This window comes from Stenotrophomonas rhizophila (assembly GCF_007667275.1).
Classification (GTDB): domain Bacteria; phylum Pseudomonadota; class Gammaproteobacteria; order Xanthomonadales; family Xanthomonadaceae; genus Stenotrophomonas; species Stenotrophomonas maltophilia_AE.
Window position 1 is genome coordinate 517690 of sequence record NZ_VDQT01000002.1, and the last position, 21382, is coordinate 539071.

The window sequence follows — 21382 nt, forward strand, 5'->3', positions numbered from 1 at the left end:
CGCATATCAGTGCGGCCCGCTCCGTGAGGGAAGACGGCGCCAGCGCTCCCCTCAGGGCTTGGGACGCTCGTAGTCCTGCGGTTTGGCGGTGGTGTCCTGCTCCGGCATGTCCTTGTCCTTCCACTTCGCCTCGTCGTTGCGAAGCTTGTCCGGCGTATGCGCCTTCTGCTGGTCGTCCTTGCCTTCCAGCGGGTTGGAGTCAGGGGTGCTCATGGGGAAACCTCTTGCAGTGACCGGGAGGCCTGCAGCTTGGGCTCGCCAAGGTGAGGGCGGCGTCCGCAGCCGCTGCACGGTGCGGACACATCGCGGTCACCGTCCGGCCACGCCGGGGGCGGTATCCCTTGCTGGACCCGCCCCAAGACCACGGTCGCACGCTTTCTACATGGATCAGATTTCCGAACATGCAGCGCCGGCGCTGGCGTCGGCGGCACGCGAGGTGTTGGCCCGCCAGCCCACGCTGCCGCTTCCCGGACGCGGGCATACCCTGGAGCGTTGGCGTGCGCTGGCGGCCATCGCCGGCCGCGACCTGTGCGTGGCGAAGGTGATGGAGGCGCACTACGACGCCCAGGCCATCCTGGCCGACCTGCACCAGACCGCGCTGGGCGCGGGAACGCTTGCCGCGGTCTGGGCGGCGGAAGGCCCCCAGGCGACGTTGTGCTATGACGAGGAGACCGGCACGGTCAGTGGCGCCAAGCCGTGGTGCTCGGGTGCCGGCCTGGTCGACGTGGCGCTGGTCACGGCGCGCTGCGGCGACGGTTCCCGGTTGGTCTGCCTGCGCACCGATGCTCCGGGCGTGCTGCTGCAGCCGCAGAGCTGGCATGCGACCGGCATGCGGGGGATTCCAAGCGGCACGGTGCAGTTCGACCAGGTACGCGCCGAGCCGGTGGGCGCACCCGGCGCCTATCTGGCGCGCCCGGGCTTCTGGCACGGCGGCGCCGGCATCGCAGCCTGCTGGTATGGCGCCGCCGTGGCGTTGGCGGCCCCGCTGCAACGCTCGCCGCGCGTGGAAGACGATGCCCAGGCGGCCGCGCTGCTGGGCCAGGTGGACATGGCGCTGCAGTCGTCGGCGGCACTGCTGCGCGAACTGGCGGCGTGGATCGATGCGATGCCTTCGCAGCCGCATCGATTCGATGTAATACGTGCGCGCAGCGTGGTCGAGCGCGCGTGCATGCAGGTACTGGACGCGGTCGGTCGTGCGCTGGGACCTGCCCCCATGTGCCTGGACCCGGGCCACGCCCAGCGCTGGGCCGACCTCACCGTGTTCATCCGCCAGAGCCACGCCGATCGCGACTGGGCCGACCTGGGACGGGCGATCCAGCGCCAGGAGGGCCCATGGACGCTGTAGCCGTGCGCATCGAGGGTCGTGGCACGCCCGAATCGGCGTGGCAGGGCTGCGCCTGGCTGTCCGCATTGCCGCTGGTCGAGGCCGCGACGGTGTTGCGCGATGCCCGGTGCCTGGTGGTGGTCTCGCCACACCCGGATGACGAGGTGCTGGGCTGTGGCGGCCTCATGCAGGCAGCGCTGGCGCAGGGCTGCATCGTGCACGTGGTCTCCGTCAGCGACGGCGAAGCCTGTTATCCCGATCATCCAACGTGGCCGGCGGCGCGTCTGCGCGATGCCCGGCGGCGTGAACTGGCCAGCGCCATGCAGGCACTGGGCATGGACGCCACCCACGTCACCGCGCTTGGCCTGCCGGACGGCGGCATCGCGGCGCACGAAACGGAGCTGGTGTCCCACCTCGTTGCACGGCTGTCGCCCGGCGCCGTGGTGGTAGCGCCATGGGTGCACGACGCCCACCCCGACCACGAAGCGGCCGGCCGCGCTGCCCGCGAGGCGGCCGCCCGCGCCGGGGCGCGGTTCCTGCAGTACCCGGTATGGGCCTGGCACTGGCTGGATCCGGCCGCATCCGCAGCGCCGTGGCCAAAGGCCCAGCGCATCGTACTGGACGCGGATGCACAGGCGCGCAAGCAGCGGGCGATGGCGGCCTTTGCCACGCAGACGGGTGAAGTGGCCGGGCTGGACTGCGATCCGGTGTTGCCCGCCCACGTATTGGCCCGGTTCCGGCGCCCCTTCGAGGTACTGATCGGATGAACACCGCCGCCTACTTCGAGCAGATCTACCAGCGCCCCGATCCGTTCCAGTACCGCAACCGCTGGTATGAAGCACGCAAGCGCGCGCTTACCCTGGCCTGCCTGACGCGCCAGCGTTACCGGAATGGCTGGGAACTGGGCTGTTCGAATGGCGTGCTGACCGCCGAACTGGCCGCGCGCTGCGATGCCCTGCTGGCCACCGACCTCAGCGCAGCGGCACTGGCCGAGGCCGCGGTGTCGACGCAGGCGCATGCCCACGTACGGCTCGAGCAGGCCAGCCACCCCGCCCAGTGGCCCCAGGGCCGCTTCGACCTGATCGTGGTCAGCGAAGTGGGCTACTACCTGGCACCGCAGGACGTGGTGACCATGGCCGCGCAGCTGCGCGCCAGCCTGGCCGATGATGGGCTGCTGCTGGCCTGCCACTGGGTGCACCCGTTCGCGGAGGCGCTCACCCCTGCCGCGCAGGTACACCGCGCCTTTGCCCGGGGCCTGGAAGAGGCCTTCTGCTACCAGGACGCCGACATGCTGCTGCAGGGCTGGAGTGCCGATCCGACCAGCGTGGCGCGCCGGGAGGGACTGCGATGATCGCCGTGATCGTTCCCGCACACGACGAAGCGCATGCCATCGGGCGCTGCCTGGCCTCCATCGCCATCGCAGCGGCGGACCCTCGCCTGCGTGGCGAAGCCGTCCTGACCGTCGTGGCCTTGGATGCCTGCACCGACGACACCGCTGCGGTGTGCGCCGCGCACGGTGCGGTGACGCTGGAAGTGGCCGCCCGCTGCGTGGGCACCGCGCGCGCGGCCGCGGCCGAGCACGCGCTGGCGCGCGGTGCACGCTGGATCGCCAGTACCGACGCCGACACCGAAGTGCCGCCGGACTGGCTGTGGCGGCAGCTCAGCTGCGGCGCCGACGCGTTCTGTGGCGTGGTGGAGGTCACCGACTGGCTCGACTATCCCGAGGGGGTGCGTCGTGCATTTTCCCGCCGCGAGGCGATGCAGGACGGCCACCGGCATGTGCACGGCGCCAACCTCGGCCTGAGTGCGGCGGCGTACCGCACCGTCGGCGGTTTTCCGGCGCTCAGCACTGGTGAGGATGTCGCGTTGGTGGAGGCGCTGGCCGGCAGCGGTGCCCGCATTGCCTGGCTGGCGCGGCCGGTGGTCGCCACCAGCGCCCGTCGCAGCGCCCGTGCGCCGCATGGCTTCAGCAGTTTCCTGCGCGCGCTCGAGCGTGAGGTACTGGGGGCGGGTGGGCCGCTGCGACCCACCCAGCTGGTGCCGGAGTGATGCAACAGCCGGCCGATCTGCTGGGCTGGGCCGCCACCGTGGTGCTGATCGCCACGCTGGTCCGGCAGATCGTCAAGCAGCACCAGGCCGGCTCGGTGGAGGGCGTCTCGACCTGGTTGTTCGTTGGCCAGATCACCGCCTCGGTATTGTTCATCGCCTACAGCGCGTTGCTGGGATCGGTCGTGTTCGTGGTCACGAACTCGCTGATCCTGTTGACCGCCGTGGTGGGGCAGGTACTGGCCGTGCGGCGGCGCAGGTCGGCTGCGGCCCGCGAAGGCACCCAGGACCGGGCCGCTGGCTGAACCAGTCAGGGTCGTGCACCCGGCCTTCACACGACATCGGGTGTCGTGATGGTCCGTCTACCTGAATTCATTTAAGCTCAGGTGAAACCAAGCCCCGTCACGTCCTCGTGGCGGGGCTTTCCCACCTTCCCACCAGGAAACCACCCCAATGGCGGCTTTGCAGCAGCGCACGATCGACCTCATCCGCAGCCACCAGGACGCCGTCGTGGCGCAGTGGGTGGAACAGCTTGCCGCAACCGGCCAGAGCCAGGACAGCCGCTTGTCTGCCCGTGAGATCGACACCCAGGTGCGCGAGTTCTGGCGCCTGTTCCAGGCGGCGCTGACCACCTCCGGTGCCGGCGTGGCCGGCAGCGAATGGCAGGAGCTTCGCCATTTCCTCGAACAGCTTTCGCGCGAACGCGTGCTCAAGGGCTTCAGCTCGGCCGAAACCGCCAGCTTCCTGTTCTCGCTCAAGCGTCCCCTGTTCGAGCTGGCCCAGCAGCAGCTGGCCGATGACCCGAAGGTGCTGGGCGACCAGCTGTGGGCGATCTCGGAACTGATCGATAGCCTGGGCCTGCATAGCGTCAAGGTCTACCAGAAGACCCGCGAAGACGTGATCCAGCGTCAGCAGGAAGAAATGCTGGAACTGTCCACCCCGGTGGTGAAGCTGTGGGAAGGCGTGCTGGCGCTGCCGATGATCGGCACGCTGGATTCGCAGCGCACCCAGGTGGTGATGGAATCGCTGCTGCAGCGGATCGTCGATACCGGGTCTGAAATCGCCATCATCGACATCACCGGCGTTCCCACCGTGGACACGCTGGTGGCCCAGCACCTGCTCAAGACGGTGACCGCCATCCGCCTGATGGGCGCCGACGCGATCATCAGCGGCGTACGTCCGCAGATCGCGCAGACCATCGTCCACCTGGGCCTGGACCTGCAGGGCATCGTCACCAAGGCCAACCTGGCCGACGCACTGGCACTGGCGCTCAAGCGCACCGGCCAGACGGTCACCAAGGCCGCCGTCTGAAATGGATCGCATCCCGATCCTGCAGATGGGCGATCTGCTCCTGGTGACCATCCAGGTGGACATGCATGACCAGCTTGCGCTGACCCTGCAGGACGACCTGAGCGACCGTATCCAGAAGACCTCGGCGCGTGGCGTGCTGATCGACATCTCGGCGCTGGACATCGTCGACTCGTTCATCGGCCGCATGATCTCCACCATTTCCGCGCTGGCCAGCATCATGGACGCCAGGACCGTGGTGGTCGGCATGCAGCCGGCCGTGGCGATCACCCTGGTGGAACTGGGCCTGACCCTGGCCAATGTGCAGACCGCGCTCAATGTCGAGCGCGGCATGAAGCTGCTGCAGCAGCGCAACGACGAAGCCGCGCCATGACCGCCGTGCAGGGGTCGCTGCCGATCCTGGTCGAACAGGACGTGGTGCTGGCACGCCAGGCCGCGCGCCAGGCCGCGGTGGCATGCAAGCTGCGCCTGATCGACCAGACCAAGCTGGTCACCGCCGCCAGTGAACTGGCCCGCAATGCGGTCATCTATGGCGGTGGCGGCAGCATGGAGTGGAGTGTGGTGGAGTCGGGCCTGCGTCGTGGCCTGCGCCTGGTCTTCATCGACCATGGTCCGGGCATCCCCGATACCGCGCAGGCGCTGACCGATGGCTGGTCCTCCGGCAGCGGCATGGGCCTGGGCCTGTCCGGCTCGCGGCGGCTGGTGGACGAATTCGAACTGGACAGTGCGCCCGGCAAGGGCACGCGGGTTGCCATCACCAAATGGATCTGAATTTCTCCGGCCGCGTCACCCGGGTCGTGGTCGTGGAAGAAGTCTCGCAGGTGGGGCAGGCCCGGCGCGAAGCGCTTGGCATGGCCGACGCCATCGGATTCGATGCCATGGACGCCGGCCGCGTAGCCCTGGCCGCCACCGAGCTGGCCACCAATGTGATCAAGCACGGGCGCGGCGGACGCATGCACCTGTCGGTGGTGTGCGGCCGCGGCGGCGAGGGCATCGAGCTGGTCACGCTGGATGCCGGGCCGGGCTTTTCGCTGGCCCAGGCCCTGCCGGACGGTTACTCCACCGGCGGCACCCAGGGCCTCGGGCTCGGTGCCATCCAGCGCCAGGCCGGCGTGCTCGAGGTATGGTCCGACGACAAGGGCTGCGTGGTGGTCGCCCGGATCTACCCGAGCCGCGCCGCGCGCGACGTGGATGTTCCCTACGGCGCGCTGCGGCTGGCCATGCACAATGAAGATGCCTGCGGCGACGCCTGGCACCTGCGTGCGGACGCGCAGTCGGTAGGGGTGACCCTGATCGACGGCCTGGGCCACGGGCTGCCGGCAGCGGACGCCTCCCAGGCCGGTACGGCAGCGGCCGCCCAGCGCGGTGCCGCCGCGGCGGCGGACGTGATCACGGCGTTGCACGCGGGCATGTCCGGCACCCGGGGCGGGGCGGCCGCCGTGGCCCGCGTCGAGGTGGCCACCGGCGCGGTGGACTTCGCCGGCATCGGCAACATCTCGGCCACCCTGTGCGAGCCTACCGCTACCCGTGGGATGGCCTCGCACCCCGGCATCGTCGGGGTGCAGTTCCGCAAGGCGCAACCATTCCATTTTCACGCGGCGGCAGGCACGCTGCTGCTCATGCACAGTGATGGACTCCAGGCGCGCTGGTCCCTGCGCAGCTACCCCGGCCTGTTCCACCGCCACCCGGCGCTGATCGTGGCGGTGTTGCAGCGCGACTTCGATCGTGGCCGCGACGACACCAGCATCATTGCCCTGCGGCTCGGAGACCTGCATTGAACGACCTTCCTCCCACCCTGGAAATCCAGCAGCTGCGCGCGGAAGCCGACGCGCTGCGCGCCGAACTGGAGGAAACCAACCAGGGTGTCCTCGCCCTGTACGCCGAGCTGGACCAGCAGGCCGAGCAGCTGCGCGAAGTGTCCGAACTCAAGAGCCGGTTCCTGTCGTACATGAGCCACGAGTTCCGCACGCCGCTGGGCTCGATCCTGAGCATGACCCGCCTGCTTGAAGATGGCCTCGATGGACCGTTGAACGGCGAGCAGCGCCGCCAGGTACGCTTCATCAGCGGCTCGGCCAGCGAGCTGCGCGAGATGGTCGACGACCTGCTGGACCTGGCCAAGATCGAGGCGGGGAGGATCACCATTTCCCCGGCCTGGTTCGACCTGATGGACCTGTTCTCGGCGCTGCGCGGCATGTTCCGCCCGCTGACCGAAGGCAACCAGGTGGACCTGGTGTTCGAAGATCCGCCGGCGCTGCCGATGCTGTACACCGACGACAAGAAGCTGGCGCAGATCCTGCGCAACTTCATTTCCAACGCGCTCAAGTTCACCCCGAACGGCCAGGTGGTGGTGTCGGCCTGCCTGGTGGACGAACAGTCGGTGCGGTTCAGCGTGCGCGATACCGGCATCGGCATCCCGCAGGACCTGCTGTCGACCCTGTTCGAGGATTTCGTGCAGGTCGATACGCCGCTGCAGAAACGCCTGCGCGGCACGGGCCTGGGCTTGTCGCTGTGCAAGCGCTTCGCCGAGCTGCTGGGCGGCGAAGTCGGGGTGGTGAGCGAGCTCGGCGTCGGTTCGGATTTCCATGTCACCCTGCCGCTCAAGCTTGCCGCGGAGACTGCTGATGCCAACGCGTGACAGGATCCTGGTGGTCGACGACAACGCGGCCACCCGCTACGCGGTGCGGCGCGTGCTGGAGCACCACGGCTTCCGGGTGGAAGAGGCGGGTACCGGTGGAGACGGACTGGCGCGATTGAGGTCGCAGGATTTCGGCGCACTGGTGCTGGACGTCAACCTGCCCGACATGAGCGGCTTCGATGTGGTGCGGCAACTTCGCGCGGAGCCGCGCACCCTGCTGCTGCCCGTGGTGCATGTGTCTGCCGCGTCGATCGCCACCGGGGACCTGATCACCGGCCTCAACGCGGGTGCTGACGCCTACCTGGTGCATCCGGTGGACCCGGACGTGCTGCTGGCGACGCTGCGCAGCCTGCTGCGTGCGCGCCGCGCGGAAGAAGCGCTGGGCGAGGCCGAGGCGCGCTTCGGCGAGATATTCCGCCAGATCTACGCACCGATCGGCGTGCTAGATGCGCAGCTGCAGGTGCACGAGGCCAACGACGCCTTCAAGCGGCTGCTGGGCGATGATGCCGGCGGTGACCTCGGTCCGGCGCGGATGGAAGCGCTGCTTGAGCACCACCCTGGACCGATCAGCGCCATGAAGGTGGCCCTGGCCGAAGGCGAGCGCTGGCAGGGCACGTTTGCCCTGCAGATACAGGGCAGCCGGCGCATGACCGAATGGCGGGTGACCCCGTACAGTGCTCCGGGCCTTGGGCTGGTGCTGGTGGAGGACATCACCGAGCGCCACGTGCGCGAGCTGGAGCAGCGCCAGGAACTGGAGAGTGCCAACAGCGAACTGGCCTTCCAGATCGCCGAACGCGAGCGCACCGAGATGGAGCTGATGCAGGCGCAGAAGATGGATTCCCTGGGCCAGCTGACCGGTGGGATCGCGCACGACTTCAACAACCTGCTGACCACCATCATTTCCGGCCTGGACATGATCGAGATGGCCGCCAGCAGCGGCAAGTGGGACAAGGCCAGCCGCTACGTCGACATCGCCACCGCATCGGCGCACCGCGCCGCCGCGCTGACCCAGCGCATGCTGGCGTTCGCGCGCAAGCAGCCGCTGGACCCGCAGCCGTTCGACGTGGTCGCGCGGGCGCGGTCGCTGGAAGACATGCTGCGTCGCTCGATCGGCGAGAACATCGAACTGGAACTGGAGCTGGGCCAGGAGCCGCTGGTGGCGGTGGCCGATTCCAACCAGTTCGAGAATGTCATGCTCAATCTGGTGATCAATGCGCGCGACGCGCTGGCCGGCCAGGGCCTGATCCGGCTGCGCGCGGGTCGCGTGCACATCGAGCGGGACCATGAACTGTCGCCCGGCTCCTACGTGAGCGTGAAGGTGATCGACAATGGCAGTGGCATTCCGCTCGAGCTGCGTTCAAAGGTCTTCGAGCCGTTCTTCACCACCAAGCCGCAGGGCGAGGGCACCGGCCTTGGCCTGTCGATGACCTACGGCTTCGCGCGCCAGTCGGGCGGCAGCGCCCGCATCGCCAGCGAGCCGGGCGAGGGGACCGAGGTCGAACTGCTGTTGCCGGAAGGCCAGCAGCCGGCGGCAGAACCGCAGGCCGACCCGATCCAGATCCAGCGCGGCCATGCCGAGCGCATCCTGCTGGTGGACGACACCGATTCGGTGCGCATGATGGTGCGCGAGATGCTGGTCGAATCCGGCTACCAGGTGGTGGAGGCGATCAACGCCCAGCAGGCGCTGCTGGAGCTGCATTCCACCCGCGAGGTGCACCTGCTGCTGTCCGACGTGGGACTGCCCGGCATGAGTGGCCGGGAGCTGGCTGACGCGGCCCGGGTGCTGCGGCCGACGCTGCCGGTGCTGTTCATCACCGGCTACACCGAAAGCGCCGCGGTACGCGACGAGTTCCTCGGCGAAGGCATGTCGCTGCTGCCCAAGCCGTTCAGCGTCAATGAGCTGCTGCGCAGCGTGCGTGGGATGTTCGGCGCGCCGTGACGGCGCCCCGGGTGGGGTATCCTGCGCGCCGTCCCACCTGACGCTGTACCCATGGCTACCTCCTACCCGCTGCGCCAGCAATGGCTTGGCAACGTCCGCGGCGACCTGCTCTCCGGGACCGTCGTTGCGCTCGCCCTGATTCCCGAGGCGATCGCGTTTTCCATCATTGCCGGCGTCGACCCCAAGGTCGGCCTGTATGCCTCGTTCTGCATCGCGGTGGTCACCGCCATCGCCGGCGGACGACCGGGCATGATCTCGGCCGCCACCGGCGCAATGGCGCTGGTGATGGTCGACCTGGTCAAGGACCACGGCCTGCAGTACCTGCTCGCAGCGACGATCCTGGCCGGCCTGCTGCAGATCGTCGCCGGCGTGTTGAAACTGGGCGCGCTGATGCGCTTCGTCTCGCGCTCGGTGATCACCGGCTTCGTCAACGCGCTGGCGATCCTCATCTTCCTGGCGCAGATGCCGGAGCTGATCGGTCGCTCCTGGCACGTGTGGGCGGTATGCGCCGCCGGCCTGGCCATCATCTACCTGCTGCCGCGCGTGACCCGGGCGGTGCCGTCGGCGCTGGTGGCGATCGTGGTGCTGACCGCGTTGTCGATCGGTCTGCATTGGGACATCCGCACCGTGGGCGACATGGGTGCGCTGCCTGACAGCCTGCCGGTGTTCCTGTTCCCGGACGTGCCGTTGCGCTGGGAAACCCTGCAGATCCTGTTGCCGGTGTCGGCCACCCTGGCCGTGGTGGGCCTGCTCGAATCGATGATGACCGCGCAGATCGTCGAGGACATGACCGACACCCCGAGCCAGCGCAACCGCGAGTGCGCGGGGCAGGGCCTGGCCAACATCACCGCCGGGTTGTTCGGCGGCATGGGCGGCTGCGCGATGATCGGGCAGTCGGTGATCAACGTGTCGTCCGGGGGGCGTGGCCGACTGTCGTGCCTGGTCGCCGGCGTGCTGCTGTTGCTGCTGGTGGTCTATGGCGCACCGTGGGTACGGCAGATTCCGATGGCGGCGCTGGTGGCGGTGATGATCATGGTCAGCATCGGCACCTTCCATTGGCGGTCGTTCGCCGAGTTCCGGCTGCACCCGAAGAGTTCGTCGGTGGTGATGCTGGCGACGGTGGTGGTGACCGTGGCCACCCATGACCTGGCCAAGGGCGTGTTGACCGGCGTGCTGCTGTCGGCGCTGTTCTTCGCACGCAAGGTCGGCCGCCTGCTGGTGGTGGACGACAGCACCGACGCCGAAGGCGTGAGGACCTACCGCGTGCGCGGCCAGGTGTTCTTCGCGTCGGCCGGCCAGTTCGCCGAAAGCTTCGATTACCAGCAGGTGCCTGCACGGGTGGTCATCGACCTGACCGCTGCCCATTTCTGGGACCTCAGCGCGGTGGGCGCGCTGGAACGGGTGCTGCACAAGCAGCGCGCGCACGGCGCGCAGGTGGAGGTGGTAGGGCTCAACGCCGCCAGCCAGACCCTGATCGAGCGGGTGGGGCGTGCGCCGCAACCCGGCGTGCACTGACCTTCCCGCCGCGCGAAAAAAACCCGGTCATCGACCGGGTTTTTCTTTTTCAGTGCCGTGTGCGGATTACCAGCGCATGCCCTTGAACGGGTTCCAGCTGGTGTCGCCCTTCACCTGTTCCAGGTAGTAGTTGTAATTGGTGGTCAGCGCGATGAACAGCGACCACGCTGCGGCGAGGCCACGGCCGATCGGGTCGGGCAGGAAGGCCAGCACCACGCCCAGCACCAGGGTCAGGCCAAGGATGGTCAGTGCCTTGCGCCACATGCCCAGGATGAAAAGGTAGATGCAGCCGAAGAACAGGGCGAAGAAGTTGAAATTGACCTTGATCTTCTGGCCGAACGGCAGGGCCTTGTAGGCCGCCTTGAACGTCGGCGTGTTGGGTGCGCCGTGGGCGTTGAAGAAATCGAAACGGAACTGCCACTTGGGGCTGTGCGATGAGGCGATGTTGGAATCCATATCCACTTGCGAGTTGTGTAAACGGTTACATGATAGATGGACCGCATCGTTTTGCGCCAGTTTTCTGACGCTGCACGTGCGTTCCGTCCTGCCCTGCAGGTGCCGTCACACATTCGTCCGGGAATTGATATAGGGTTCGCATTCCGCGCGGCACGGGCCCCGCGGCGAACTGGAATGCAACGAGAAACTTCAGACCATGTCGAGTGTAGTGACGTCCCCCGAGCGGCCGGAAGCTGGCCCCCGCATCCTGCCCTGCCCGGTGGCTACCCAGGCGCAGCATCTGCTTGCGCACCTGCAGTTTTCCCATGTTGGTACGCGTGCGTTGGCACGTCCGCCGGTAGCGACCGACGTCGTCGCGGAGGCGACCCCGGCCTGAGCGACCGCGCCAGGCACACGGCTGCGCAGTATCGGGCCGGCAACGTTCGCGCCTGGCCTTGAAGCCGCCCTTCAATCCGCCTGTTCCCGCACCGACGGCAGTGCTGATGCTGAATAGGAAAGCCTTGTGCCGCAAGGGCTGCGCCCGCGTGCCCGGTCCAGGGAGCGGCGGGCCTCCCCAGCGGTAGCTGAATGGGGGAGAATGCGGCGAAAGCCCCTTCGCACCCGGCTTACATTTGGCCCCCTATGCTGAGCCGCATTTTTCGCCTAGTGCCGTGGAGAGTTCGTGGGTTCCGGTAGTCACACACATCAGCAGGGCGCCGCCCTTGGCCGCGCCGTGGCAGGACCCCATCGCGCCGCTGCGCGCGCCCGGATCAGGTTGATCCCGCACCCGCCGACCGCTGCCGGCGCGCAGGATAGCCGCGCATGAGTGTGCAGCACGTCAATGCCGCCCTGGATGCCGGTCGCTCGGTGCTGCCCGCGGAAACCCCGATGGGCATGCCGGAGCAGAGCTTCACCCAGGGCCGGCTGCAGGTGCCGCGGCAGCGCACCGCGCCGCGCATGATCGCGTTGCGGCGCTTCTATGTATTCGGCGGTACGGCGGCGATGACCGTGGCGGCCACCGCGATGATGTGGACGGTGCTCGCGGTCAATGGCATCACCGTGCTCGAAGGCTGCCTGCTGGTGCTGTTCGTGGCGCTGTTCGCCTGGATCGCGCTGTCGTTCGCCGGTGCGCTGGCCGGCTTCCTTACCGCAGTATTCGACCGCGGCTACAAGCTCGGGATCGACCCGGACGAACCGCTGCCGCAGGTGCATACCCGTACCGCGCTGCTGATGCCCACCTACAACGAAGACCCGCGCCGGCTGCTGGCCGGCCTGCAGGCCATCTACGAGTCGGTGGCCAGTACCGGGCAGCTGGAACAGTTCGACTTCTTCGTGCTCAGCGACACCCGTCGCGACGATATCGGGGCGGCCGAAGAGCAGGCCTTCGCCGAGCTGTGCGATGCGGTACAGGGTCACGCACGGCTGTTCTACCGCCGTCGTGGCGACAACAGTGGGCGCAAGGCCGGCAACATCGCCGACTGGGTGCGCCGCTTCGGCGGCGGCTACCCGCAGATGCTGATCCTGGACGCCGACAGCCTGATGACCGGCGACACCATCGTGCGCCTGGTCGCCGGCATGGAGCACAACCCCGACGTGGGCCTGATCCAGACCCTGCCGGCGGTGATCGGCGGGCGCACCCTGTTCGCGCGCATGCAGCAGTTCGGCGGGCGCGTCTACGGCCCGGTGATCGGGCGCGGCGTGGCCTGGTGGCACGGCGCCGAAAGCAACTACTGGGGGCACAATGCGGTGATCCGCACCGAGGCCTTCGCCGAGAACGCCGGCCTGCCCCCGCTGCCGGGCCGGCAGCCGTTCGGCGGGCACGTGCTCAGCCACGATTTCGTCGAAGCGGCGCTGATGCGTCGCGGTGGCTGGGCCACGCACATGGTGCCGTACCTCAAGGGCAGCTATGAGGAAGGCCCGCCGACCCTGAGCGACATGCTGGTGCGCGACCGCCGCTGGTGCCAGGGCAACCTGCAGCACGCCAAGGTAGTGGGCTCGCGCGGTCTGCACTGGGTCAGCCGCATGCACATGATGATCGGCATCGGCCACTATTTCACCGCGCCGATGTGGGCGATGCTGATGTTGATCGGCATCGCCATCCCGCTGTTCCAGGGCGGCATCGACTTCAGCGAGGTGCTGCACCTGTCGCCCGGCGTGTACTGGCGCCAGCAGGACGAAACCCAGGTGATCCGCATGTTCGCCATCACCATGGCGGTGCTGCTGCTGCCCAAGGTGCTGGGCTATTTCGCCATGTTGATGGACCCGGTCGAACGCCGCGGCTGCGGCGGCGGCATCCGCGCGCTGCTGTCCATGCTGCTGGAAACCGTGCTGGCGGCGCTGATGGCACCGGTGGTGATGTACGTGCAGTCGCGTGGCGTGGCCGAAGTGCTGGCCGGCAAGGATTCGGGCTGGGATGCGCAGCAGCGCGACGACGGCGGCATTTCCTGGCCGGCGCTGATCAAGGGCTATGGTGGCCTGAGCGTGTTCGGCCTGTTCATGGGCGTGCTGGCCTATGCGGTGTCGCCCTCGCTGGCAGCCTGGATGGCGCCGGTGGTGGTGGGCATGGTGCTGGCGGTGCCGGTGGTGGCCTTGACCTCCGACCGACGCGCCGGCGAACTTCTGCACCGCCTGCGGCTGATGGAAATCCCGGAAGAGACCAGCCCGCCGACCATCCTGGTCCGCGCCGCGCAGCTGCGCCGCGCCGCCGCCGAGCGCGCCGGCCGCTGATCCGGCGCGCATCTCCCCCATAATGGCCCGGAATGATCTGGAGCCATACGATGTCGCAACCGCTGGAAACCGTCGTCAACGAAACCGCCGCCCACCCGCAGTGGGCCGTGATCTGGCTGCACGGCCTGGGCGCCGATGGCCATGACTTCGCGCCGATCGTGCCTGAGCTGCTGCGTCCGCACTGGCCGGCGATCCGCTTCGTGTTCCCGCATGCGCCGGTACAGCCGATCACCATCAACAACGGCGCGCGCATGCGCGCCTGGTACGACATCCTCGGCATGGACTTCCGCTCGCGTGCGGACAAGGTCGGCGTGACGGCGTCGGTGCAGGCGCTGGATGCGCTGGTCGAGGCCGAGATCGCCCGCGGCATTCCCGCCGAGCGCATCCTGCTGGCCGGTTTCTCGCAGGGCGGGGCGGTCATCCTGAGCGCGGCCCTGCGCTGGACCCGGCCGGTTGCCGGCCTGATCGCGTTGTCCACCTACCTGCCGGACCTGAAGGCGGCCGCCGACGATCGCGTGGCCGACGGTATCCGGCCGCCGGTGTTCATGGCCCATGGCAGGCAGGACCCGGTCATTCCGTTGGCGGTGGCGGTGGATACCGCCGGGGTGCTGAACACCCTGGGCTTCCCGATCGAATGGCACGAGTACCCGATGGCGCATGCCGTCTGCGCCGAGGAACTGCAGGCGCTGGGTGACTGGCTTGACGCACGCTTCGCCACCGCCTGAGTGATGAACGATCCGCGCCAACAGCCGTGGTTGCCGGAGCTGTGCCGCCTGCCGCGGTTGGGCGCGATGCTGGGCCTGGCCGAGCTGGTGGTGGTGGTGGTGGCGCTGGCACCGGATGGCAGCAGGCAATGGAGCGTGTCCGACTTCCTGTCCGCCAGCGGCCTGGCGCTGTGGCTGGCGCTGGCGGCGACGGTCAGCCTGTGTGCGGCGCGGCGGCTGCTGTCGCGCCTGCCTGAGGCGCTGGGTGCGGCGGTCGCCGTGGCGATGACCGCGCTGATCGCCGCGGTGTGTACCGGCATCGTGCACGCGTTGTATGCGGCACTGGGCATGCACGGTTTCGCGCAGGATGTCGGCTTCTGGCGCTTCACCCTGGGCTGCGCCACGGTCACCGCGTTGATCGCCGCGCTGGCGCTGCGCTATTTCTATGTCAGCGACCGCTGGACCTCGCAGACCGTGGCCAATGCCCGCGCGCAGGCCGACGCGCTGCAGGCGCGGATCCGCCCGCATTTCCTGTTCAACAGCATGAACCTGATCGCCAGCCTGGTCCGGCGCGACCCGGAAGTGGCCGAGCGTGCGGTGCTCGACCTGTCCGACCTGTTCCGCGCCGCGCTGGGCGCGGGCGAAGGCGACTCCAGCCTGCAGGCCGAGTGCGAACTGGCCGAAGCGTATCTGTCCATCGAATCGCTGCGGTTGGGCGAGCGGCTGCAGGTGCAATGGCACCGCCAGGAGCCGTTGCCGCTGACCCTGCCGCTGCCGCGGCTGGTGCTGCAGCCGCTGGTGGAAAATGCGGTACTGCACGGCATCTCGCGCCTGCCGGGCGGCGGCACGATCGACATTTCACTGGCCTGCGAAGGCAACCTGCTGCACATCCGGGTGCGCAATCCCGCGCCCGATCCCGAGGCCCGCGCGTTGCCGCTGATGCAGGGTGCCGGGCATGCGCAGCGCAACATCGCCCATCGCCTGGCCTGGCGCTTCGGGCCGGGCGCGCGGATGACGGGGGCATGGGCCGACGGCTACTATGCCTGCGACATCTTCGTGCCCGTCCAGTGAGGAAGCCTGCTTGAGAGTGGTCATCGCCGACGACGAACCGCTTGCCCGCGAGCGCCTGCGCAGCCTGCTGGCCGAGCAGCCCGGGGTCGAGGTGGTGGCCGAAGCCGAGAATGGCGAGCAGGCCCTGCATGCCTGTGCCGAACTGCAGCCGGACCTGGTGCTGCTGGACATCGCCATGCCCGGGCTGGACGGCCTGGAGGCAGCGCGCCACCTGGCTACCTTCGAACCGCGCCCTGCGGTGGTGTTCTGCACCGCGTACGACGCGCACGCGCTGTCGGCATTCGAGGCGGCGGCGATCGACTACCTGATGAAGCCGGTACGCAGCGAACGCCTGGCCGCTGCGCTGGAGCGCGCGCGCATGTTCCTGGCCGGCCGCAACGGCCAGCCTGCCGCACCCAGCCAGCAGGCACGCACGCTGCTGTGCGCGCGCCTGCGCGGCAGCCTGCGCTTGATTCCGATCGAGGACATCCATTACCTGCAGGCCGAGGAAAAGTACGTCGTGGTCCACCACGCACGCGGTGAGGACCTGATCGAGGAATCGCTGAAGTCGCTGGAGGAGGAGTTCGCCAACCGCTTCGTGCGCATCCATCGCAACTGCCTGGTCGCGCGCCACGAACTGGTGGAACTGCGACGCAATGGCGCGGGCCAGGTCCAGGCCGTGCTGCGCCATGGCAAGGCCCCGCTGGAGGTAAGCCGCCGCTGCGTGGCCAGCCTGAAGCAGGATCTGAAGCACCTGTAAGGCCCGCCACGACCAACGGTCGTGGCCTACCGGCCGCTTCGCCCGGCGTGGCGTATCCGCCGCCGCGTTCGCCGCCGGCGTGGCGTGCCCACCGCTGCGATCGGCGTGGCGTATCCGCCGCTGCGATCGCCGCGCGGCGTGGGGCGGTAGGTCACGACCGTTGGTCGTGACGCTCCATCCGGCGATAATGGCGCATGGACACCCTGCGCATCGCCACCCGAAAGAGCCCGCTTGCCCTGTGGCAGAGCGAACACGTCGCTGATCGCCTGCGCCAGGCCCATCCCGGGCTGGACGTGGTGCTGGTGCCGATGAGCACGCGTGGCGACGAAGTACTGGACCGCTCGCTGGCCGCCATCGGCGGCAAGGGCCTGTTCCTGAAGGAGCTGGAGCTGGCCATGCTGCGCGGCGAGGCCGACTGCGCGGTGCATTCGCTCAAGGACGTGCCGATGGAACTGGATGCGCCGTTCACACTGCCGGCCATGCTGACCCGGCACGACCCGGCCGATGGCTTCATCTCCAACCTGTACGCCTCGGTGGACGCGCTGCCGATCGGCGCGCGGGTGGGAACCTCGTCGCTGCGCCGCCAGGCCCAGCTGCGCGCGCTGCGCCCGGACCTGGAGCTGCAGGACCTGCGCGGCAACGTCAACACGCGCCTGGCCAAGCTCGACAACGGCGGCTACGACGCCATCGTGCTGGCGGTGGCCGGGCTGGAGCGGTTGGGGCTGGGCCAGCGCATCGTGGCGCGCCTGACCGCGCCGGCGTGGCTGCCGGCACCGGCGCAGGGCGCAGTCACTGTTGAATGCAACGGCGACGACGCCCGGGTGATGGCGCTGTTCGGCGCGCTCGACGATGCGCGCACGCGCGCCTGCGTGGAAGCCGAGCGCGCCATGAACCGCGCGCTGCATGGCAGCTGCCACGTGCCGGTGGCCGGCTACGCGCAGTGGGAAGGGGAAGACCTGTATCTGCAGGGGCTGGTCGGCGGCGTCGCCGACGGTCGCCTGATCCGCGCTGAAGCGCGTGGTCCGGGAAGTGATCCGGATGCGCTTGGAAAGGCGGTAGCACAGGGGCTGCTGGACGGCGGCGCCGGTGAGTTGCTCGCCGTCTGATGTGCCGGCCAACGGCCGGCGCTACCGCACGTATCCGCAGCCCACGGTTGATTGATCCGAATTCCAATGGGCCCGTAGCAATTCGTGGGTCCGGCCGTTGGCCGGACACCGCGCGCAGCGCGGCGCAACCGTCCGAAATCCATTTCCCGCCGATCGCATCACGGCAACCGACGTTGATGCCGTCCGAAGCCGCCCGTCAGGCGTCCATGACGTTTTATTTGAACTTGTAGACCACGTTCATGGTGGTCAGGGTGTCGGTCTTGCGCTTGTCCTCGGCCACGTCGCTGTTGTAACGCGCCTGCCACGCGGCCTTCAGGGCCAGGTGCTCGTTCATGCTCACCGATACGCCGAGGTCGTTCTGCCCGAAGGTGTTGTACGAGCCCGATTCCACCAGCAGGGTGTTGACCAGGTCGGTGTTGGGGGTCAGCGAGTACTTCACGTCGAACAGGCCGCGGCCGATCAGGCCGGTGCGGGTCTCGTCGTCTTCGGTGTTGTGCGTGCGGCGCACACCGGGGCCGATCTGCGCGTCCATGTAGAAGCGGTCGCGGTCCATCAACCGCGTGCCGTAACCCAGACCGAACGAGCTCTGGCGGTCATAGGTGGCGAAATCGTCGCGCTCGTAACGCACCGTGGCGGTGATCTGGCGGTGTTCGCCCAGCTGCAGCGCGCTGCCGGCGCTGCCGGTGTAACGGTTGGCGGTGGTGTTGCTGCGCTTGGTGACCGTGCCGTCCACATCGTTGGTTTCGGTGTATTCCGAACGCGAACGCAGGCCGAACAGGTCCATGCTGTGCACCCAGTCGTCATCGGTGTAACGCAGGCGCAGGCGGCCGTTGGCGCTTTCGGTGTTGCTGTTGCCACGTGCCGACGCGAAGCCCAGTTCGCCGCCGCTGCCGCTCCACGGCGAGGTCATCGCAGCCGGGTCGGTGGTGTCCTGGGCAAAGGCCACGGGGGCACTGAGCAGTAGGGAAGCAAGCAACGTCACGCGCAAAGACATCAACGGTTCTCCGGATCAGGCGGGGGAGGAGCAACGCGTGATGATACTTGATGCCTTCACGCCATTTTTCCTTTCCCGGTCCGTGCTTTAGGGTCGGTTTGGACTTTTCCCTGTTCAGGGGAGCTCGATCCGCAGCGTGTCGTCGTTGAAGCGGCTGTAATCCACCGTGACCGTGAAGGCCTGGCCCTGGGTCTGGCCCTGGCGTTCGATCCGCACCGGCAGCCCCTGCGCGCCGACCCAGTACAGCAGCCCGTCCGGCGCGGCGCTGGCGTGGCGCACGCGGTAGCGGCGCGTGGATACGCCGCCGATGCGCTCCTCGCCAAGGTCCTCGACCTGCAGCTCGGCGGCCACCGCATCGGCAGGCAACGGGCTGCGCCACTGCGCGAGCAGGCCCGGCGGTACCGGCACCTGGCGGACTTCGCCGGCGCGCTGCAGGAAGAACGTGTCGCCGATGATGGTCTGCATGCCTTCGCCGGTCTGCAGCCGGTACCGGTCCGGCGCCACGAAGTCCATCGCCGCTTCCAGCGTGCGCGGCCCGCGCATGTGCAGGGTGGCGTGGAAGCTGCGCAGCTGGCCAAAGCGCTGGCTGGCGGCCAGGACCGCCTGCGCTGCATCGCTGGCTGCGGGCACCGCCGGCGCCGTGGGCGTGGCCGGGGCGGGCGCGGGCGCTCGTCCGCACGCGGACAGCAGCAGGGACAGCAAGGCAACGGCAGGCAACAGGCGCATGGTGGGGGCAGCGGGGGCGGGCAGGGGCTTCACGATAGCGGAAGTTCGGATCGAGGCCGCCACAACGGCGGCGACTCGGACATAATCGGGTCATGGACCGATATGAACGTATCAATGCCCTGCATCGCCTGCTGAAGTCCGCCCGCTATCCGGTCACGGTGGCGACCCTGCAGGAAAAGCTGGCCTGTTCGCGCGCCACCGTCTACCGCGACCTGGCCTTCCTGCGCGACGCGCTGATGGCCCCGGTCGAGGGCGACGGCGAGGCCGGTTTCCGTTACCAGGACGACGAGAGCGCCCGTTTCGAATTGCCCGGCCTCTGGCTCAGCTCCGAGGAGCTGCACGCGCTGCTGGCCTCCCAGCACCTGCTGGCGCGTACCGGGGGCGGAGTGCTGTCCTCGGTGCTGGCACCGCTGCAGCAGCGCATCGAGGGGCTGCTGGCCGCGCAGGCCGGCGTGTCCAGCTGGCCGGTGGACCGGGTGCGGGTCATTCCGCACCGTGGCCGCAAATTCGACGAAGCCAGCTTCCGCGCGGTGGCCTCGGCGGTGCTGGAGCGGAAGCAGCTGGCCTTCGAGTACCGCGCCCGCTCCACCGACGAGGCGACCAAGCGCACGGTCTCGCCGCAGCGCATGACCCACTACCGCGACAACTGGTACCTGGATGCCTGGGACCACGGCCGCGAGGGCCTGCGCAGTTTTGCCGTGGACCGCATCTACAAGGCCCGCGTGGTCGACACCACCGCGCGCGATGTCGCCGACAGCGAACTGGACGAGCAGCTGGGCGCCAGTTACGGGATCTTCTCCGGCCCGCCCAAGGGCTGGGCGACGATCGTGTTCAGTGCCAAGGCCGCGCGCTGGGTGGCCGACGAGCATTGGCATTCCAGGCAGCAGGGGCGATTCCTGGCCGACGGCCGCTATGAGCTCAAGGTGCCTTACAGCGTCTCGCGCGAGCTGCTGATGGACGTGCTGCACTATGGTTCGGACGCGGAGATCATCGAGCCGGCCATGCTGCGCGAGCAGGCCAAGTCGCTGCTGGAGCTGGCGCTGACCAACTACGCCTGACCCTGCGCCCGGCTGACGTCGGGCGTGGTCCGGGTATCCCGGGCAGCCACGCAGGGCGTGGCTCTACGGCATTCGGGACCCGCGTGGCTGGCCGGGATACCCGCCGTGCCGGGGCTTGCGGTATGGTTGGGGGCTGACGCAGCCCCTCGGATTCCGCCCCCATGAAAAAGTACCTGTTGCTCCCGCTGCTGGCCGCCTCGCTGGCGCTGGCCGCCTGCGGCAAGCCCGCCGCCGACTCCAGCCGACTGGTGGTCGCCGCCACCGCCGTGCCGCATGCCGAGATCCTGGCCGTGGTCAAGCCGATCCTTGAGAAGGAAGGGCTGGAGCTGGACGTGAAGGTATTCAACGACTACGTGCAGCCCAACGACCAGCTGGTGCAGAAGCAGGTGGACGTGAACTACTTCCAGACCGAGCCTTACCTGGACGCCTACAACCGCGACCGCAAGACCGACCTGACCAAGGTCATCGGCGTGCATATCGAGCCGTTCGGCGCCTACTCGCGCCGCTTCAAGACGCTTGAAGAGCTGCCTGCCGGCGCCGACGTGGTGATTCCCAACGACCCGAGCAACAACAGCCGCGCGCTGATCCTGCTGCACAAGGCCGGCGTGCTCACGCTGAAGGACCCGAGCAATGCACTGGCCACCCAGCGCGACATCATCGCCAATCCGAAGCAGCTGAAGTTCCGCGAGCTCGATTCGGCGATGCTGCCGCGCGTGCTCGACCAGGTCGACCTGGCCCTGATCAACACCAACTACGCCCTCGACGCCGGCCTCAACCCGACCCAGGATGCGCTGGCGATCGAAAGCAAGGACTCGCCATACGTGAACTTCCTGGTCGCGCGCCCGGACAACAAGGACGACCCGCGCGTGCAGCAGCTGGCCAAGGCACTGACCAGCCCGGAAGTCAAAGCCTTCATCGCCGAGAAGTACAAAGGCGCCGTATTGCCGGCGTTCTGACCGAAAGCCATACCCGGGCTATCAGGTCGTCCCCGAAGCCCCTGGCAGTGAGGTAGAGCCACGCCCTGCGTGGCTGGCCGCGCAACGCGCGGCAATGAT

General features: G+C 68.5%; 23 protein-coding genes. 19 read left to right on the top strand and 4 right to left on the bottom strand.

Features of this window, described 5'->3' with window-relative positions; genetic code table 11:
* Nucleotides 1-51: 51 nt before the first annotated feature.
* The gene (locus FSZ13_RS18375) at nt 52-213 is read right to left on the bottom strand and encodes a hypothetical protein (RefSeq protein WP_186308876.1); all 162 of its coding nucleotides are present in this window, start codon (nt 211-213) and stop codon (nt 52-54) included.
* A gap of 169 nt (nt 214-382) precedes the next feature.
* Between FSZ13_RS18375 and FSZ13_RS08395 the strand changes: the two genes are divergently transcribed.
* From FSZ13_RS08395 to FSZ13_RS08450, 12 genes are all read left to right on the top strand, one after another.
* Nucleotides 383-1345, top strand: coding sequence for an acyl-CoA dehydrogenase family protein (locus FSZ13_RS08395; protein ID WP_145479086.1), 963 nt, complete (start codon nt 383-385; stop codon nt 1343-1345).
* On the top strand, nt 1333-2091 hold the full coding sequence (locus FSZ13_RS08400) for a PIG-L deacetylase family protein (protein WP_145479087.1): 759 nt from the start codon (nt 1333-1335) through the stop codon (nt 2089-2091). The genes FSZ13_RS08395 and FSZ13_RS08400 overlap by 13 nt, the downstream gene beginning before the upstream one ends.
* Nucleotides 2088-2675, top strand: a complete 588-nt coding sequence (locus FSZ13_RS08405; RefSeq protein WP_145479088.1) for a class I SAM-dependent methyltransferase — start codon at nt 2088-2090, stop codon at nt 2673-2675. The genes FSZ13_RS08400 and FSZ13_RS08405 overlap by 4 nt, the downstream gene beginning before the upstream one ends.
* Nucleotides 2672-3373 carry a glycosyltransferase gene (locus tag FSZ13_RS08410; protein ID WP_145479089.1) on the top strand — a complete coding sequence of 234 codons (702 nt, stop codon included), beginning with the start codon at nt 2672-2674 and terminating at the stop codon, nt 3371-3373. The genes FSZ13_RS08405 and FSZ13_RS08410 overlap by 4 nt, the downstream gene beginning before the upstream one ends.
* Complete coding sequence (locus FSZ13_RS08415) at nt 3373-3675, top strand: PQ-loop repeat-containing protein (RefSeq protein ID WP_145479090.1); 303 nt, start codon at nt 3373-3375, stop codon at nt 3673-3675. Before FSZ13_RS08410 ends, FSZ13_RS08415 begins: the two co-directional genes overlap by 1 nt.
* A 148-nt stretch (nt 3676-3823) precedes the next feature.
* Nucleotides 3824-4681: an STAS domain-containing protein gene (locus FSZ13_RS08420; protein WP_145479091.1), complete on the top strand. Its 858-nt coding sequence runs from the start codon at nt 3824-3826 to the stop codon at nt 4679-4681.
* Nucleotide 4682: 1 nt separating this feature from the next.
* Complete coding sequence (locus tag FSZ13_RS08425) at nt 4683-5051, top strand: STAS domain-containing protein (protein WP_145479092.1); 369 nt, start codon at nt 4683-4685, stop codon at nt 5049-5051.
* The gene (locus FSZ13_RS08430) at nt 5048-5449 is read left to right on the top strand and encodes an ATP-binding protein (RefSeq protein WP_145479093.1); all 402 of its coding nucleotides are present in this window, start codon (nt 5048-5050) and stop codon (nt 5447-5449) included. The genes FSZ13_RS08425 and FSZ13_RS08430 overlap by 4 nt, the downstream gene beginning before the upstream one ends.
* A complete protein-coding gene (locus FSZ13_RS08435; RefSeq protein WP_145479094.1) occupies nt 5440-6456 on the top strand; it encodes an ATP-binding protein in 1017 nt (338 codons plus the stop codon). The genes FSZ13_RS08430 and FSZ13_RS08435 overlap by 10 nt, the downstream gene beginning before the upstream one ends.
* Nucleotides 6453-7313, top strand: a complete 861-nt coding sequence (locus tag FSZ13_RS08440; protein ID WP_145479095.1) for a sensor histidine kinase — start codon at nt 6453-6455, stop codon at nt 7311-7313. The genes FSZ13_RS08435 and FSZ13_RS08440 overlap by 4 nt, the downstream gene beginning before the upstream one ends.
* The gene (locus FSZ13_RS08445) at nt 7300-9252 is read left to right on the top strand and encodes a response regulator (protein ID WP_145479096.1); all 1953 of its coding nucleotides are present in this window, start codon (nt 7300-7302) and stop codon (nt 9250-9252) included. Before FSZ13_RS08440 ends, FSZ13_RS08445 begins: the two co-directional genes overlap by 14 nt.
* Before the next feature lie 51 nt (nt 9253-9303).
* Nucleotides 9304-10767 (top strand): SulP family inorganic anion transporter, encoded by a 1464-nt coding sequence (locus FSZ13_RS08450; RefSeq protein ID WP_145479097.1) that lies wholly within the window; start codon nt 9304-9306, stop codon nt 10765-10767.
* A gap of 66 nt (nt 10768-10833) precedes the next feature.
* Here the strand turns inward: FSZ13_RS08450 and FSZ13_RS08455 are convergent, their stop codons facing one another.
* Entirely contained in the window at nt 10834-11223 is a 390-nt protein-coding gene (locus FSZ13_RS08455; protein ID WP_145479098.1) for a DUF2628 domain-containing protein, read from the bottom strand.
* 801 nt (nt 11224-12024) lie between these two features.
* Here FSZ13_RS08455 and mdoH point away from each other — a divergent pair.
* From mdoH to hemC, 5 genes are all read left to right on the top strand, one after another.
* Nucleotides 12025-13929: a glucans biosynthesis glucosyltransferase MdoH gene (gene mdoH, locus FSZ13_RS08460; RefSeq protein ID WP_145479099.1), complete on the top strand. Its 1905-nt coding sequence runs from the start codon at nt 12025-12027 to the stop codon at nt 13927-13929.
* Between the two features lie 50 nt (nt 13930-13979).
* A complete protein-coding gene (locus FSZ13_RS08465; protein ID WP_145479100.1) occupies nt 13980-14654 on the top strand; it encodes an alpha/beta hydrolase in 675 nt (224 codons plus the stop codon).
* A gap of 3 nt (nt 14655-14657) precedes the next feature.
* Complete coding sequence (locus tag FSZ13_RS08470; protein ID WP_145479101.1) at nt 14658-15704, top strand: sensor histidine kinase; 1047 nt, start codon at nt 14658-14660, stop codon at nt 15702-15704.
* Nucleotides 15673-16443: a LytR/AlgR family response regulator transcription factor gene (locus tag FSZ13_RS08475; protein ID WP_186308877.1), complete on the top strand. Its 771-nt coding sequence runs from the start codon at nt 15673-15675 to the stop codon at nt 16441-16443. Before FSZ13_RS08470 ends, FSZ13_RS08475 begins: the two co-directional genes overlap by 32 nt.
* 194 nt (nt 16444-16637) lie before the next feature.
* Nucleotides 16638-17549 carry a hydroxymethylbilane synthase gene (gene hemC / locus FSZ13_RS08480; RefSeq protein WP_145479103.1) on the top strand — a complete coding sequence of 304 codons (912 nt, stop codon included), beginning with the start codon at nt 16638-16640 and terminating at the stop codon, nt 17547-17549.
* A 214-nt stretch (nt 17550-17763) separates the two neighbouring features.
* Here hemC and FSZ13_RS08485 read toward each other — a convergent pair whose 3' ends face one another.
* Together FSZ13_RS08485 and FSZ13_RS08490 are read right to left on the bottom strand one after the other, a co-directional pair.
* On the bottom strand, nt 17764-18543 hold the full coding sequence (locus FSZ13_RS08485) for a DUF481 domain-containing protein (RefSeq protein WP_145479104.1): 780 nt from the start codon (nt 18541-18543) through the stop codon (nt 17764-17766).
* A 114-nt stretch (nt 18544-18657) separates the two neighbouring features.
* Nucleotides 18658-19269, bottom strand: a complete 612-nt coding sequence (locus tag FSZ13_RS08490; protein ID WP_145479503.1) for a hypothetical protein — start codon at nt 19267-19269, stop codon at nt 18658-18660.
* Between the two features lie 92 nt (nt 19270-19361).
* Between FSZ13_RS08490 and FSZ13_RS08495 the strand changes: the two genes are divergently transcribed.
* Together FSZ13_RS08495 and FSZ13_RS08500 are read left to right on the top strand one after the other, a co-directional pair.
* Entirely contained in the window at nt 19362-20327 is a 966-nt protein-coding gene (locus FSZ13_RS08495; protein ID WP_145479105.1) for a helix-turn-helix transcriptional regulator, read from the top strand.
* Nucleotides 20328-20488: 161 nt separating this feature from the next.
* Entirely contained in the window at nt 20489-21283 is a 795-nt protein-coding gene (locus FSZ13_RS08500; RefSeq protein ID WP_145479106.1) for a MetQ/NlpA family ABC transporter substrate-binding protein, read from the top strand.
* Nucleotides 21284-21382 lie beyond the last annotated feature (99 nt).

Bases quoted from the DNA above. Each gene is read 5' to 3' on its own strand.
- FSZ13_RS08500 (WP_145479106.1), top strand. From the start codon at position 20,489: ATGAAAAAGTACCTGTTGCTCCCGCTGCTGGCCGCCTCGCTGGCGCTG.
- FSZ13_RS08400 (WP_145479087.1), top strand. From the start codon at position 1,333: ATGGACGCTGTAGCCGTGCGCATCGAGGGTCGTGGCACGCCCGAATCG.
- FSZ13_RS08395 (WP_145479086.1), top strand. From the start codon at position 383: ATGGATCAGATTTCCGAACATGCAGCGCCGGCGCTGGCGTCGGCGGCA.
- FSZ13_RS08450 (WP_145479097.1), top strand. From the start codon at position 9,304: ATGGCTACCTCCTACCCGCTGCGCCAGCAATGGCTTGGCAACGTCCGC.
- FSZ13_RS08410 (WP_145479089.1), top strand. From the start codon at position 2,672: ATGATCGCCGTGATCGTTCCCGCACACGACGAAGCGCATGCCATCGGG.
- FSZ13_RS08445 (WP_145479096.1), top strand. From the start codon at position 7,300: ATGCCAACGCGTGACAGGATCCTGGTGGTCGACGACAACGCGGCCACC.
- FSZ13_RS08415 (WP_145479090.1), top strand. From the start codon at position 3,373: ATGCAACAGCCGGCCGATCTGCTGGGCTGGGCCGCCACCGTGGTGCTG.
- FSZ13_RS08435 (WP_145479094.1), top strand. From the start codon at position 5,440: ATGGATCTGAATTTCTCCGGCCGCGTCACCCGGGTCGTGGTCGTGGAA.
- FSZ13_RS08420 (WP_145479091.1), top strand. From the start codon at position 3,824: ATGGCGGCTTTGCAGCAGCGCACGATCGACCTCATCCGCAGCCACCAG.
- FSZ13_RS18375 (WP_186308876.1), bottom strand. From the start codon at position 213: ATGAGCACCCCTGACTCCAACCCGCTGGAAGGCAAGGACGACCAGCAG.
- FSZ13_RS08425 (WP_145479092.1), top strand. From the start codon at position 4,683: ATGGATCGCATCCCGATCCTGCAGATGGGCGATCTGCTCCTGGTGACC.
- hemC (WP_145479103.1), top strand. From the start codon at position 16,638: ATGGACACCCTGCGCATCGCCACCCGAAAGAGCCCGCTTGCCCTGTGG.
- FSZ13_RS08405 (WP_145479088.1), top strand. From the start codon at position 2,088: ATGAACACCGCCGCCTACTTCGAGCAGATCTACCAGCGCCCCGATCCG.
- FSZ13_RS08465 (WP_145479100.1), top strand. From the start codon at position 13,980: ATGTCGCAACCGCTGGAAACCGTCGTCAACGAAACCGCCGCCCACCCG.
- FSZ13_RS08495 (WP_145479105.1), top strand. From the start codon at position 19,362: ATGGACCGATATGAACGTATCAATGCCCTGCATCGCCTGCTGAAGTCC.
- FSZ13_RS08485 (WP_145479104.1), bottom strand. From the start codon at position 18,543: ATGTCTTTGCGCGTGACGTTGCTTGCTTCCCTACTGCTCAGTGCCCCC.
- FSZ13_RS08430 (WP_145479093.1), top strand. From the start codon at position 5,048: ATGACCGCCGTGCAGGGGTCGCTGCCGATCCTGGTCGAACAGGACGTG.
- FSZ13_RS08475 (WP_186308877.1), top strand. From the start codon at position 15,673: ATGCCTGCGACATCTTCGTGCCCGTCCAGTGAGGAAGCCTGCTTGAGA.
- mdoH (WP_145479099.1), top strand. From the start codon at position 12,025: ATGAGTGTGCAGCACGTCAATGCCGCCCTGGATGCCGGTCGCTCGGTG.
- FSZ13_RS08455 (WP_145479098.1), bottom strand. From the start codon at position 11,223: ATGGATTCCAACATCGCCTCATCGCACAGCCCCAAGTGGCAGTTCCGT.
- FSZ13_RS08490 (WP_145479503.1), bottom strand. From the start codon at position 19,269: ATGCGCCTGTTGCCTGCCGTTGCCTTGCTGTCCCTGCTGCTGTCCGCG.
- FSZ13_RS08470 (WP_145479101.1), top strand. From the start codon at position 14,658: ATGAACGATCCGCGCCAACAGCCGTGGTTGCCGGAGCTGTGCCGCCTG.